A 13,047-nucleotide genomic window follows, 5' to 3' on the forward strand; every position below is an offset into this window, starting at 1 on the left:
ATACGGCCCCAACTTGTTTCTCGGGCAAATTTTGATTGGACAGCTATGGGATTATTGCCAACGTGACCGCTCATTCGTTGCCGCACCAGATGCCCTGGCCTGCCACCGGCAGTCAGCCACGGCAGCGTACGTTCGCGCAGTCGACCAAGCTGCAGGACGTCCTCTACGAGATCCGCGGCCCGATCCACGCCCAGGCCGCCCGGATGGAGGCCGAGGGGCACCGCATCCTCAAGCTCAACATCGGCAACCCGGCGCCATTCGGGTTCGACGCGCCCGACGTGATCATGCGGGACATGATCCAGGCGCTGCCGTATGCGCAGGGCTACTCGGACTCCCAGGGCATCCTGCCGGCGCGGCGCGCGGTGGTCACCCGCTACGAATTGGTGGAAGGCTTCCCCCGCTTCGACGTCGACGATGTCTACCTCGGTAACGGCGTCTCCGAACTGATCTCGCTGGTGTTGCAGGCGCTGTTGGACAACGGCGACCAGGTGCTGATCCCGGCCCCGGACTACCCGCTGTGGACGGCGTCGACCTCGCTGGCCGGTGGCACCCCGGTGCACTATCTGTGCGACGAGACCCAGGGCTGGCAGCCCGACATCGCCGACATGGAATCGAAGATCACCGAACGCACCAAGGCGTTGGTCGTGATCAACCCGAACAACCCGACCGGGGCGGTCTACAGCCGCGAGGTCCTCGGCCAGATCGCCGAGTTGGCCCGTAAGCACCAGCTGCTGCTGCTGGCCGATGAGATCTACGACAAGATCCTCTATGACGACGCCGAGCACACCAGCCTGGCCACCCTGGCGCCAGATCTGTTGTGCTTGACCTTCAATGGCCTGTCGAAGGCCTACCGGGTGGCCGGCTACCGCTCCGGCTGGCTGGCGATCACCGGCCCCAAGGAGCACGCAACCAGCTTCCTGGAGGGCATCAACCTGCTGGCCAACATGCGGCTGTGCCCGAATGTGCCGGCCCAGCACGCCATTCAGGTGGCGTTGGGCGGCCACCAGAGCATCGATGATCTGGTGCTGCCGGGTGGGCGGCTACTCGAACAGCGTGATGTGGCCTGGAGCAAGCTCAACGAGATCCCCGGTGTCTCCTGCGTCAAGCCCCGTGGTGCGCTCTACGCGTTCCCGCGGCTGGACCCGGAGGTCTATCCGATCGACAACGACGAGCAGTTGGTGCTGGACCTGTTGTTGCAGGAGAAGATCCTGGTCACCCAGGGCACCGGGTTCAACTGGCCGGCGCCCGACCACCTGCGCATCGTGACCCTGCCGTGGGCCCGCGACCTGTCCAGCGCCATCGAGCGGCTGGGCAACTTCCTGGTCAGCTACCGCCCCTAGTTTCTTCGGCGCTTGCGCCGAAACTGTAGTTAGCGCGAGAAAGTTCGAGTACCGAACTCGCTAACAACAGGCTCGACGGCACCCGAAGCCCTGCGCGCACACGCCCCGACGGGAATCGCGTGCGAGACGATCCCGATGCCCCATCCGAGGATCGGCCAGACCGGCCAGAAGTACCACGCACCGGCGGTCACCGCGGTCACCAGCCAGATGCCGATCATCAACACGGACACGGCCAGGTAGACGCCCAGGTGAATCTGGACGCCCCGTCGGGCGGCCGCGCTGCGTTGCGCAGAACGGCGGGGGTCTCTCCTGATGATCTGCGCGACAGGCAGATCGGTGAGGAGATCCTCGAGCGCTCCGGCTGTCTGAGCCTCAAACGCCCAGGCCAGTCGTGTCTCGTATTCCTCCATCGACAGGTAGCCCTGGGTGAACGCCTGACCGAGATGGTCGGCGGTGCGGCCCCGCTCCGCGTCACCTACTCGTACAGCAGAATCCGATGGCGTGACGAATCGTGTGGTCATGTGTCGCACCCCTATTGGCCGTTAGGCACCCAGTTGCCGTGAAATCCGGCCGGGACACGGTGCGGCAGGTGGATGCCCGCGATGTCCTCCAGCGTGGCCGCATCCAGGATCGCCAGCTCGCTGGTGTCGGTCGAGCTGTCGTAGACGAAGCCCATCAGAACGCCGTCATCTTCGGCCGCGTCCGCCGTTGCCGGATGGAAGACGAACTCACCCAACTGTTTTCCCTCACCGAATGAACGCGTCGCTGCCGACCCGCCGACCAGGTCGTGTTTGAGCAGCGTCGCGTCGGGGACTACGCCGTTGCCGATACTGACCGCGTAGCCGAACCGGTGCCGCTTGCCGACCAGTCGTTCGTCAACGCGGGGAAACTCCTGACCACGATCGTCAACCCGAGATTCGCGGACCTTGCCGTCGGCCAGGTCGATGGTCCACCGTTCCAGCGTGGGCAGCCCCTCGGCGGGGCCACGCATCTCGGTGTCGAACATCTTCGGATGCCGGACCACATCGAGGACGACGGTGTCACCCTCGTCGTAGGCATTCATCGGATGGAACACGTAGCACGGTTCCACTTCGAACCACCGAACGTCGTCGTTGCCCCCGTCACGTGGCATTACTCCTACCCGCGCAGGGTATTTCGGGTTCCACCGATACGGCATGGTGCGAACACCGCTCTTGGGCATCGGCAACCGGGCCATGATCGGATCCGGAATGCGCACCCGGCCGATCAGAGCCGACATGATCAGCCGCACCGGTAGCCGCAGGCCAGGCGGCGCTGCACCCTCGGCGACCTGGCGGGCGTCGAACGTGACCGGCAGGTCATAGAAGACGACGTGGTTCTCGGTGAGCGAGAAGTCGTGCATCATCGGAGAACCGGTGACTTCGATATCCACGGTGCGCCGCGCCCGACCGTCGGCGCCGATCACCGAGTACTGGACAGTGTTTCCGCGGTTGAACGCGTACGACACGGCATGCAGCTCACCGGTGTCGGGGTCACGTTTGGGGTGCGCGGTGTACCCGCCGGACAACGTGCCGTCGAAGTCGCAGGTGCCGACGGTCTCCAGCTCGTCGGTCAGCTCGTAGCAGGAGATCCCGCCCTCGATCAGCGCAAGGGTCCGCCCGGCGTGGCCGATCACGTTGGTGTTGGCGCCGATCCCGGAAGCCCCGCCGTGCCGGCCGGGGCGCGGCGATTCGCCGAGCGCGGCCGCAGTCTGCGGGCCCCGCACGTACCGGTTGCGGTACCACTCGGCCTTGCCGTCGCGAAGGCGCACGCCGTGGACCATGCCGTCCCCGATGAACCAGTGATAGAACGCGGGATCGATCTCGCCGACCGGGTTGGGCCCGTTACGCAGGTAGCGCCCGTCCAGGTAGTCCGGGATAGTCCCGGTCACCGCCAGCTCGGTGAGGGTGTGCTCCTGTGCGATCGGCGCGAATCCGCCCTGAAGGTAAGGATTGGTCATCGGACACCTCCTGTCCATAACAATGTTATGGACCATGTATAACACTGTTATGGCAGGATGGCAAGGGTGAATTCGAGCCCGCGCGATCGCCTGATCGAGGCCGGTACCCGACTGCTGGACAGCGAGGGCCCCGAGTCTCTGCAGGCCCGCAAGGTCGCCGCCGAGATCGGCGCCTCCACCATGGCGGTCTACACCCACTTCGGCGGGATGAACGGGCTCCTGGAGGCAATCGTCTCCGCCGCGTTCGAGCGTTTCGGCGCCGCGCTGGCGTCCGCACCCAAGACCGACGATCCGATGGCGGACTTCTTCGTCATGGGTTACGCCTACCGGGAGTTCGCGCTAGCCAGCCCGCAACGCTATCGGCTGATGTTCGGGCTCGCCGCACCCCAGAAGTTTCACGTCCCCGAAATACCCGTAGCGACAGCGACCTTCGACCAACTCGTCGCCGCCGTGGATCGTATTGTCACCACCGGCCGGATCCGCGCCGACGACGCCGTTGAACTGGCCGGGCGAATCTGGAGCATGATCCACGGCGTGGTGCTGCTGGAACTTGTCGGCACGTTCGAGCAGGACGGCCGGGCGCTGACTCACATCCTCAGCCCGATGACCATCGACCTGTTCGTCGGGATGGGCGACAGTCGGACAAGCGCCGAGCTGTCACTGCGACGTGCGGCCGACGCCATTCGTCAGTGAGCACCCGTCACCGACGATCCAACAAGCCCATCAGGTAGTCGCCGTAGCCGGACTTGCACAGCGCCGCGGCCCGGGCGGCGAGTGCGGCGTCGTCGATGAAGCCCATCCGCCAGGCCACCTCTTCGGGCACACCGATCTTGAGGCCCTGGCGCCGCTCGACGGTGCGGACGTAATCGCCGGCGTCCAGCAGTGAGTCGAAAGTCCCGGTGTCCAGCCACGCGGTACCGCGGGCCAGGGTCTCGACCGTGAGGTGGCCCTGCTCGAGGTAGGTCTGGTTGATGTCGGTGATCTCGTACTCGCCGCGCGCGGAAGGCTTGAGGCCCCGGGCGATCTCGACGACGTCGTTGTCATAGAAATACAGCCCGGGTATCGCGTAGTGCGACCGGGGCGAGGTCGGCTTCTCCACCACCGACACCGCTGACCCGTTCGCGTCGAACTCGACCACACCGTAGGCCGATGGGTCGGCCATCCAGTACGCGAAAATAACTGCACCGGAAAGGGATTGGTGACGCCGCAGGCTGGTTCCCAAGCCGGCGCCGTAGAAGATGTTGTCCCCCAACACCAGCGCAACAGAGTCGGTGCCGATGTGGTCGGCGCCGATCACGAACGCTCGCGCCAGTCCGTCCGGCTGCTCCTGGACGGCGTAGCTGATGTCGACCCCGAACGCCCTGCCGTCCCCCAGCAGTCGCTGGAAGGCGGGCGCGTCGTGGCCGGTGGTGATCACCTGAATGTCCCGAATTCCCGCCAGCATCAGCGTGCACAGCGGGTAGTAGACCAGCGGCTTGTCGTACACCGGCAGCAGCTGCTTGCTGACGCCCATGGTGATCGGATGCAGGCGGGTGCCGGAGCCACCGGCCAGGATGATCCCGCGCATGCCGCCTAGCCTAACGGCGATCGCAAGCGCGGCGGAGCCGGGCGCAGCGGGTCGACGTCATCAACACAGCGGGCTAATCGACCCGATCTGCTTCGGAGAGGTCCGTGGCGGCCAGGGCGTGGTCCAGGTCGTCGTGGCGGAACACCGCGGTGACGTGATCGCGCACCACCCGGAAGGCGACCGCCTGGGCTGTGCCCGCTCCCACCGGGGTCAGCTCGGCCACCACCACGCCGTCGTGCACGTACATTCGGCCGATTCCGGCGCTCACCTGCGCCGACGCGGCCCACCCGCGCAACGCCTGATGCCCCTGCCCGGCCCCGTTTGCGTCGGCCACCTCGATGTCGTCGCTGGACAGCTGTTCCAGGGTGTCCAGATCACCGGCGGCCAGGGCGTCGTGCCAGGCGAGGACCGTTGCGATCTCCGATGTGCTCATGGTCGCCAAAACTACCGCCCGATCAGAAGGCGGTGTGGTCGACCCAGTTCTGCCACACCGCGGCGTCGCCGAAGATCGCGATGTCGGTATCGGCTATCGGCACCCGGCGCATCACCGCCAAAAACAGGTCGCGCGCCGGACCACGCAGGGCCACCGAGCCTTTGCCGTGCTCATGCGACCAGCTCACCGTGTCGGTACCGCTCGGTCTGCTGATGGTCCACTCCCCGGCCGGCCCGAGGCCGTCATCGGTGGCGTGCAGGTGCACGCTGTGGCCTTCGGCCAGCGGCAACGTCTGCCCATTGCGCGCGATGAGCGTGGGGATCAGGTCCAGCAACTCACCGATCCCGTCGGCGGCCAACTCCGGGGACAGGGCGAAGTCAACGCCGAGCGCCAGCGCGGCGTCGGCGCGGTGCACGGTTGCCTCGTGCAGCCGGCGGCGCACCCACCACGAGGCCGGACGTGGACCCATGAACGTCCACGCCGGCGTCTCCGGCCCAGCGTGGGCCACCGCGTCCAACACACGCTGTGCGCCGTCGTGCAGCCAGTCGAGGGCTGCGTCGGGCTCGGCGGGCGGTTTGCCGTCGACGACGTCACGCGGGTCCAGGGGACCGTCCATTCGATCGGCGACGATTTGTGCGGCCCAACGGTTTCCACGCCCGAAGTGCCGGAACAGTTGGGTGAGGTTCCACTCCGGGCAAGTCGGGATCGCCAACTGCGGATCGCCGGCGCGGATCAGCCCCCCGAACGCGCGCGTCTCATCGAGCAATGCTGCGGCGTAGTCCACGCCGTCAGGCTAGTGGATTCTGTGCCGGCTCAGAAGGGCCAGCCGCCTTTGCCGCCACCGCCACCACCGCCGTGGCCGCCTCCGCCTCCGCCACCGCCGAGGCCCGGGAACCAGGAGCCGCCGCCACCGCCACCGCCGCGCCCACCACCGTTGCCGTTGCCGCCGCCGCCGAGGCCCGGGAACCACGGGTTCCCGCCACCACCGTTGCCGCCGATGCCGGGCAGCCAGGGTGACGGGTTGCCACCCTTTTTTCCGCCGCCATCGTTGTCGGGCAGCCAGGACGGGTTACCACCCTTCTTGCCGCCGCCATCGTTGTCGGGCAGCCAGGACGGGTTACCACCCTTGTTGCCGCCACCGTTGTTGTTGCCCGGCAGCCAGGAAGGGTTGCCGCCGTTGTTGGACGGTGGCCGGAAGATCGGCGGCAGCTCGGGTTGCTGGATCGGAGGCGGTGCGGGGACCGGTGCAGCAGGTGCCGGCGCCTCGACCGGCGCGGGCACATGGATGGGCACCGGAATCGGCACCGGGGCCACCGGCGCGGGAGCCGGGGCCGCTGGGGCGGGAGCCGGAGCCGCCGGTGCTGGCGCAGGAGCAGGCGCGGCCGGCGCCGGCCGAGCTACCGGGACCTCGGTGACGGGCGGGGCCGCCGGTGGCGGCGCGGGGGCAGGTGGGGGCGCCGCCTCGGGGACAGGCGCCGGGGCCGGGGCCTGCTGGGTGGGGACCACGATGTGACCGGCGGGCGGCGGATGATCTGCGGCGGTGGGCCGGATGCTGACCGCCAGCGCCACCACCAGGCTGGAGACCCCGACCACGAAGAACGCCGCCAGCCCGCTGCCGGCCAGCAGGAAGGGGTTGCGTCGCCGAAGAGGTTTGCTGTCCTCGAACAGATCCACACCGGAACTCGGCGGGTAGTCGTCGTCCTCGATGACAGCGCCGTCAAAGCCGTCACCGTCGACCAGGTTCAGATAGCCGCTGTCGGCGGTGTCGTCGCGCACCGCACTGTAGGCCAGCGCATACTCGCCCATGGTGGCGTCATAGTCGGCCTGGTGGGCATAGGCGAGCGCGACCAAGTCCGGGTCGATCACGCCGGTGCCCGGGTCGCGTGCCCACGCCAGTGCCGAAGTCGAGGAGTCGAACAGCGGCGCATGGGCACTGGCCAGCGCCGCGCCGCGCGCCAGCGCGGTCTCGGGCTCCTCGGGCACGCTCACCGGGATGGCACTGACCGCGTCCAGCTCGGGCTTGACCATGCCGACGTTGACTCCGGAACCGACCACGAACAGGCCGTCGGGTCGCGACGACAGGCGGCCGGCCTGGGCGGCCAGACGGGTCAGCGCGCCCACCGCGGCGGCGTCATCGGATGGCAGGGCCACCCGCTGCACCTCGGCTATCGAGCCATCCGAGGAGTCGACGACGGCCAGGGTCGCGCCATCGGGCTCGATGAACATCAGCGCGGTCCGCTCGTAGCCGATCGACCCGCCCACCGTCTGTGCCAGTGCTGCCGCGGCCAAGAACGCCGACACCAGCATCACGTTCTCGACCCGGTGACCGGCCAGCGCATCACGCAGCTGGCCGGCTTGCAGCTGGTTGGCGACGGTCACCCCGGTCGAGGCCAGCCGGTAGCCGCTCTCCCGGGCACTTTCCTGGGTGCCCAGGATGGCCGACACGACCTGGTCGGGGAACGCCTTCTCGTCGGCATCCACCTCGAATCCGTCTTCATCGACGGTCACGCCACCGGCGCGCTCCCCCTCGACGAGGACCATGCGTACCGATGGCGGTGCCATCGAGACCCCCAGAACGATGTCCACCGCACCTCCTCCACTACGGCCGGCGAATTATTAGCCCATCTTACGACTGTTGGATGTGAATCCCCACTCAGAAAGGAAGGCCGGGGATCTTAAACGGGAACCCGCCACCACCGCGGCCGTGACCACCACCGTGGCCACCGCCATGACCGCCACCGCGGCCATGACCACCACCGGGCCCCCAGTCGTCGTCGCCGCCCCAACCGCCCCGGGGCGGGCCGAACAGCGGCGGACCGCCGGGCAGGCCCGGAATCCCCAGGTTGGGAAGCGGTGGCGGCGGGAGCGCCGGAGGCGGTGGAGGCGGTGCCACCGGTGCGGGGGCTGCTGGAGCCGGGGCCTCGGGCACTGGAGCGGGAGCTGGCGCCGGAGCCCGCGGCGGAGCCGGTTCGCCGGCCGGAGCGGGCGGGGCCTGCGGAGGCGCCGGTGCGGGCGTGACGACGGCAGCCGGCGGCGGTGCCTGATGGGTGACGACGTTCGCCCGCACGTCAGGTCGGTGCTGGTTGGCCGCCCGCATCCCGACGGCCAACGCGATCGCCAGCCCCAGCACCCCGATCACGAATATCGCCGCGACCCCGCCGGTGACCAGCATCGGCTTGCGTTCCCGCGGCTGGATGCCGGTACTGAAGTCCAGCATCCGGGAGTCGACGAGTTCGGGATCGTCGGCGAGATCCGGAAGCGCGGCCCCCAGGACCACGCCACTGTCCGGAAGCGCGCTGTAGGCCAGTGGCTCGTTATCGCTGGTGGCGTTGTAGTCCACCTCGTCGTAGTTGACCCCGTCGGGCGCGACGTAGGCGTATCCGGCACCGGCCAGTGCCGGATCCATTTCGCCGGTGCCCGGGTCCTGCGCCCAGGCCACTGCCCGGGTGGAGGACGAGAACAGCGGGGCGTGCGCGCTGGCCAACGCTGCCCCACGGGCCAGCGCCATGTCCGGTTCCTCGGGCACGCTGACCGGCAGCGGAGTGGCCTTGTCCAACTCCGGTTTGATCATCGCCACGTTGACGCCCGAGCCCACCACGAACAGGCCGTCGGGGTTCGACTCCAGCCGTTGCGCACCGGCGGCCAGCTCGGTGATCTCGCCGACCGCACGCTCATCGTCGTTCGACAGCGACTGACGGTGAATCTCGGTGATCGAACCGTCGTCGGAATTGACGACGGCCAGCGTGGCGGCTTCCGGCTCGACGAACAGCAGCGCTGTCCGGGCGTAACGCGTCGCACTGCCCACCGACTGGGCCAGCGCTGCCGCGGCAAGAAACGCCGACACCAGCATCACGTTTTCGACCTTGCGGCCCGCGAGCGCCTCGCGCAGCGCGTTCGCCTCGGCCGGATTGCTCCAGGTCACGCCGGTGGAGCTCAGCTCATAGCCGCCCTCGCGGGCGCCCTCACGGGTGCCCAGAATCGCCGACACCACACGCTCCGGCGCGGTTTGGGCGCCATCCATCACGTCGAAGTCGTCGTGCTCCACGGTGACCCCGTCGGCGTTCTCGCCTTCCACCAACACCATGCGGACCGCCGAGGGTGCCACCGACACCCCAAGAACGATCTCCACGAAACCTCCCCTGTTACTGCTTATCGGCCAGGTATGTGGGCCGAACCCCCACCAGGGCTGGCCGATACCGGCTTCATCGCAGCCGCGGGGCGGCCGTCAGGTCCGAGGGCTAACCGGACTTGATGAAGTTCTGGTACGAGCGGGACGGCGTCGGCCCGCGCTGGCCCTGATATTTCGACCCTACGCGCGTACTGCCGTACGGGTGCTCGGCCGGACTGGTCAATCGCAGCAGGCACAGCTGGCCGATCTTCATACCCGGCCACAGCGTGATCGGCAGATTCGCCACGTTGGACAGCTCCAGCGTGATGTGCCCGGAGAAGCCGGGATCGATGAAACCCGCGGTGGAGTGGGTCAGCAGGCCGAGGCGGCCCAGGCTCGACTTGCCCTCCAGCCGGCCGGCCAGATCCTCCGGCAGGGTGCAGCACTCCAGCGTGGAGCCCAGCACGAACTCCCCGGGATGCAGCACGAACGGTTCGCCGGGTTTGGGTTCGACCAGCGTGGTCAGCTCGTCTTGCTGTTTGGCCGGATCGATGTGGGTGTAGCGGGTGTTGTTGAACACCCGGAACAGGCTGTCGAGGCGGACGTCCACGCTGGACGGCTGTACCAGCTCGTCGTCAAACGGGTCGATGCCCAGCCGGCCAGCAGCGATTTCGGCCCGCAGATCGCGATCGGAGAGCAGCACGGCACGAGCGTATCGCTCGACCCGCGGGCCGGGCCGGATGACCAAGCCCGTGGTGGCCACCGAGTGTGCGGTTTGATTCGGTTTTCGGCGGTTCGGCCAACGATTCCGCACACTCGCGGAGCGGCTGGGCGCCCGGATGCTAGCCTGCTAGCGCACCAGTGCCGATGTAGTTCAATGGCAGAACATCAGCTTCCCAAGCTGAATACGCGGGTTCGATTCCCGTCATCGGCTCCACGTTTGAGCAGGGGTTTTAGCCCGATCAGCTCACCTCACCCGCCCGGCGGTCCCTTAACGGTCCCTTGCTCTGCCTGCAAGACGCCGCCGGGGTGGGCACCCCTGTCTCTACTCCCGTCCGTCAAGAGTCATCTGCGGTCCACTTGCATCGAACTGATGTTCGCGTAATGTCGATTGGCAGGGCGGCTCCAGCAAAGGGGCCTCGGGCAGTGGAGGGGCGCGCGTGCAGATCATTTCCTTCTTCAACCACAAGGGCGGCGTTGGCAAGACGACGATGCTCTTCAACACGGCCATCGAGATGTCCCGTCTCGGGATGCGCGTGCTCATGGTTGACCTAGACGCGCAGGCGAACTTGACCGCCATCAGCCTTCCCGACGAAGCCCTGGAACAGCTGTTCGTTGCCGGTGCGACAAACCAGACTGTGGCGCACGCGTTCAACCCGCTGGTCGGCGGCTCCGGGGACATCGCACTCCCTGAGGCGCACGTCGTACGGCCCGGCGGAGTTTGGTTGGCGGCTGGCGACCTCGGTCTAACCAACTTCGAAGGCATCATGCCGAGTGCCTGGACCGAAGCGTTGGCTGGTAACGAGCGCGGCTTCCGGGTCACGAGTGCGCCTTATCGGTTGATCCAGCAACTTGCTGACCAGGTTGACGCGGACTATGCCTTTGTTGACCTTGGTCCCAATGTTGGCGCGCTGAACAGGGCTGTGCTCCTCGGAAGCGACTACCTGATTGTGCCGCTGGCGGCCGACCTGTTCTCCATCCGGGCCCTACCCAGCGTCGGCGGCAGCCTGGAGACTTGGGTGCGGCAGTGGGCCACCGCATTGACCGTCTGCCCGCGTGGGTTGGCATTCGACATTCCGTTGGGACTGCCAAAGACGCTTGGCTACGTCCGACAACAGTTCAATATCTACAGGGGCGAGGCAACGCGGGCATTCAGGCATTGGATCGAACAGATGCCCGGCGCATTCCACGACGGTCTACTGCTGCCACTGTCCGAATTCGGAGATGGGACCGGCACAGATGCCACCCTGGCTGATCCGGCCCTCGCCCGGGGCGCGGATCTCGGCGATCTGAAGAACTATCACAGCCTCGTTCCGTATGCGCAGAACATGCGACGGGCCATTTTCGAACTACAGGTGGATGACGTGATTTTCGGCGACCAACACAAGAAGGCGTTGGCGAGCGAAGAACAGTTCAGGGCATTGTGCGACAACATCCTTGCTCGTACCGGCCAGGAGGCCCGGGACGCCGAACCGGTCAGCTAGCCCGTCAGCGGTACAACGTTTCCGGTTCGCCCGCAACACCGCAGGCCAGTACACCGCTTTGCAGAACCTCGGGTGCCGTAGCGGAGCAGTCAAGTCGAGCACCAACCGCGCTTCTGTTGGGAACCATCTCCACGGCAGCCTTTTGGTGCGGCCAAAACGCGGCAGAGCATCTGGGCATTGGTCCCGGCGCCTACGCCGCGGTGACGAACGACGCAGTTTTCAAACGGATTCCGGCTGCCTGCAGCGATACCTCGAACGTACTGGCCAGCACGGAAGTCAATGTCTGATGCTCAGCAGAGTCAACAGCGACGGCCGTCCCAAGACCTAGGCGCCCCATTTCTCTGAGTGCCACCCGATTAAACAATCTGCGTGGCATCAATAACGCCGCCATTCCTCGATTTGCCTGGACCTCGCGCCAGTCGGATCTCCGGCGCGTCAAAACGGCATCTACAGGTTCCGGCGAAATATCGCGGTGCAGACACTCGACTCTCGCACCCGCCTCAGTTAACGGCTGCGCAGCTCCGGCGAGCCGCGCGAACTCGGGTTCGTATAGGTACCGATGCAGGTAAACGTGCGACGCTTCGTGGGCGATGGTTGCTCTCCAACGTCCGATCGCGGCGGTGCCGGCACCCTCCTCATCCCGAGCGCAGGTCAACTCACTGTTGATCTGCACTCGCGGTTTCCGTTTAGGGTCGAAGATCGTCAAACCGAGTACATCCGACGGAAGGTCTGCATACAGGTCAAGATCGCATCGCAGGTAACCCTCGACTAGCAGCTCCAAATCGGCTACTGGATCCGTCAGACTCGGCAACAGCTCTGCTTTTCGGAGTTGCTCGACAGCCATCTGCTCAATCTCGTCAGCCTCGTACCAAATTCGCTGGTCGCCCTCGGGGCCGGAATACCATTGCATCGCTCACTCCAGTCCGCGATCTCGCTTCAACTCGTCAACGGCCTCGATCAGCTTCTTGAGCTCCGCCTCAGGAATTCGCTCATTGGTCACACGCCTGAAAAGAACTCCAGCACTGGGGTTTTCCCGAATATACTGCTCGGCATCCTTACTGATGCCGACACGCCCTGCGGCGGCCAGCAGTTCGTCGAGGTCGAGACCAAACAGAGCTGAGATTTTTTGCAGCGCGTCATCCGAGGGTGTGCGTCGGTTGTACTCAATGTCGTTGAGGTAGGACGGCGACAGGCCTAGCGACTTCGCAACGCCGCGCAGGGTAAGGCCCGCCTCGACCCTCGCATCTTTTACCCGATCACCGAGCGGTTTGCCCGCGCCACGACTCGCCATGTTCGCAAACTAGCGCACGCGCACCGCGCTGACAGACATTGCCGACGCATGATGCTAATGTCATGATGTACGCACACATGCGAACACGCGCACAGTGGAGCACCGCGGTCGCAACAACGCCGCGGG

At 66.6% G+C, this 13,047-nt stretch carries 13 protein-coding genes and 1 tRNA gene; 4 read left to right on the top strand and 10 right to left on the bottom strand.

What is annotated here, in order from left to right:
• The first annotated feature begins 89 nt into the window (after positions 1–89).
• Positions 90–1,340 carry a pyridoxal phosphate-dependent aminotransferase gene (locus ACJH71_RS20610; protein ID WP_406759884.1) on the top strand — a complete coding sequence of 417 codons (1,251 nt, stop codon included), beginning with the start codon at positions 90–92 and terminating at the stop codon, positions 1,338–1,340.
• Between the two features lie 29 nt (positions 1,341–1,369).
• Here the strand turns inward: ACJH71_RS20610 and ACJH71_RS20615 are convergent, their stop codons facing one another.
• On the bottom strand, positions 1,370–1,861 hold the full coding sequence (locus tag ACJH71_RS20615) for a DUF1707 domain-containing protein (protein ID WP_406759843.1): 492 nt from the start codon (positions 1,859–1,861) through the stop codon (positions 1,370–1,372).
• A gap of 11 nt (positions 1,862–1,872) precedes the next feature.
• The gene (locus ACJH71_RS20620; RefSeq protein ID WP_406759844.1) at positions 1,873–3,318 is read right to left on the bottom strand and encodes a carotenoid oxygenase family protein; all 1,446 of its coding nucleotides are present in this window, start codon (positions 3,316–3,318) and stop codon (positions 1,873–1,875) included.
• A 66-nt stretch (positions 3,319–3,384) separates the two neighbouring features.
• Here ACJH71_RS20620 and ACJH71_RS20625 point away from each other — a divergent pair, with 66 nt between their 5' ends.
• Positions 3,385–4,011: a TetR/AcrR family transcriptional regulator gene (locus ACJH71_RS20625; RefSeq protein ID WP_406759845.1), complete on the top strand. Its 627-nt coding sequence runs from the start codon at positions 3,385–3,387 to the stop codon at positions 4,009–4,011.
• A gap of 7 nt (positions 4,012–4,018) precedes the next feature.
• Here ACJH71_RS20625 and rfbA read toward each other — a convergent pair whose 3' ends face one another.
• The 6 genes from rfbA to dcd all read right to left on the bottom strand — a co-directional run bounded on the left by rfbA (position 4,019) and on the right by dcd (position 10,129).
• Positions 4,019–4,885, bottom strand: coding sequence for a glucose-1-phosphate thymidylyltransferase RfbA (gene rfbA, locus ACJH71_RS20630; RefSeq protein ID WP_406759846.1), 867 nt, complete (start codon positions 4,883–4,885; stop codon positions 4,019–4,021).
• Between the two features lie 73 nt (positions 4,886–4,958).
• Positions 4,959–5,318, bottom strand: a complete 360-nt coding sequence (locus ACJH71_RS20635; protein ID WP_406759847.1) for a nuclear transport factor 2 family protein — start codon at positions 5,316–5,318, stop codon at positions 4,959–4,961.
• Between the two features lie 22 nt (positions 5,319–5,340).
• On the bottom strand, positions 5,341–6,102 hold the full coding sequence (locus ACJH71_RS20640; RefSeq protein WP_406759848.1) for a maleylpyruvate isomerase family mycothiol-dependent enzyme: 762 nt from the start codon (positions 6,100–6,102) through the stop codon (positions 5,341–5,343).
• A 29-nt stretch (positions 6,103–6,131) separates the two neighbouring features.
• Positions 6,132–7,859 (bottom strand): hypothetical protein, encoded by a 1,728-nt coding sequence (locus ACJH71_RS20645; protein WP_406759885.1) that lies wholly within the window; start codon positions 7,857–7,859, stop codon positions 6,132–6,134.
• 112 nt (positions 7,860–7,971) lie between these two features.
• Positions 7,972–9,447 (bottom strand): hypothetical protein, encoded by a 1,476-nt coding sequence (locus ACJH71_RS20650; RefSeq protein WP_406759849.1) that lies wholly within the window; start codon positions 9,445–9,447, stop codon positions 7,972–7,974.
• 109 nt (positions 9,448–9,556) lie between these two features.
• Positions 9,557–10,129: a dCTP deaminase gene (gene dcd, locus ACJH71_RS20655; protein ID WP_406759850.1), complete on the bottom strand. Its 573-nt coding sequence runs from the start codon at positions 10,127–10,129 to the stop codon at positions 9,557–9,559.
• A 160-nt stretch (positions 10,130–10,289) separates the two neighbouring features.
• Between dcd and ACJH71_RS20660 the strand changes: the two genes are divergently transcribed.
• Positions 10,290–10,363: transfer RNA gene (locus tag ACJH71_RS20660), tRNA-Gly, on the top strand.
• 223 nt (positions 10,364–10,586) lie between these two features.
• Positions 10,587–11,630: a ParA family protein gene (locus ACJH71_RS20665; protein WP_406759851.1), complete on the top strand. Its 1,044-nt coding sequence runs from the start codon at positions 10,587–10,589 to the stop codon at positions 11,628–11,630.
• Positions 11,631–11,820: 190 nt separating this feature from the next.
• Here ACJH71_RS20665 and ACJH71_RS20670 read toward each other — a convergent pair whose 3' ends face one another.
• Together ACJH71_RS20670 and ACJH71_RS20675 are read right to left on the bottom strand one after the other, a co-directional pair.
• Entirely contained in the window at positions 11,821–12,540 is a 720-nt protein-coding gene (locus ACJH71_RS20670) for an ImmA/IrrE family metallo-endopeptidase (RefSeq protein ID WP_406759852.1), read from the bottom strand.
• A 3-nt stretch (positions 12,541–12,543) separates the two neighbouring features.
• The gene (locus ACJH71_RS20675; RefSeq protein ID WP_406759853.1) at positions 12,544–12,921 is read right to left on the bottom strand and encodes a helix-turn-helix domain-containing protein; all 378 of its coding nucleotides are present in this window, start codon (positions 12,919–12,921) and stop codon (positions 12,544–12,546) included.
• Positions 12,922–13,047: the final 126 nt, after the last annotated feature.

This window comes from Mycobacterium sp. SMC-15, from assembly GCF_045310925.1.
Taxonomy (GTDB): Bacteria; Actinomycetota; Actinomycetes; order Mycobacteriales; family Mycobacteriaceae; genus Mycobacterium.

Bases quoted from the DNA above. Each gene is read 5' to 3' on its own strand.
- ACJH71_RS20610 (WP_406759884.1), top strand. From the start codon at position 90: ATGCCCTGGCCTGCCACCGGCAGTCAGCCACGGCAGCGTACGTTCGCG.
- ACJH71_RS20615 (WP_406759843.1), bottom strand. From the start codon at position 1,861: ATGACCACACGATTCGTCACGCCATCGGATTCTGCTGTACGAGTAGGT.
- ACJH71_RS20620 (WP_406759844.1), bottom strand. From the start codon at position 3,318: ATGACCAATCCTTACCTTCAGGGCGGATTCGCGCCGATCGCACAGGAG.
- rfbA (WP_406759846.1), bottom strand. From the start codon at position 4,885: ATGCGCGGGATCATCCTGGCCGGTGGCTCCGGCACCCGCCTGCATCCG.
- ACJH71_RS20635 (WP_406759847.1), bottom strand. From the start codon at position 5,318: ATGAGCACATCGGAGATCGCAACGGTCCTCGCCTGGCACGACGCCCTG.
- ACJH71_RS20645 (WP_406759885.1), bottom strand. From the start codon at position 7,859: ATGGTCCTCGTCGAGGGGGAGCGCGCCGGTGGCGTGACCGTCGATGAA.
- ACJH71_RS20670 (WP_406759852.1), bottom strand. From the start codon at position 12,540: ATGCAATGGTATTCCGGCCCCGAGGGCGACCAGCGAATTTGGTACGAG.
- ACJH71_RS20675 (WP_406759853.1), bottom strand. From the start codon at position 12,921: ATGGCGAGTCGTGGCGCGGGCAAACCGCTCGGTGATCGGGTAAAAGAT.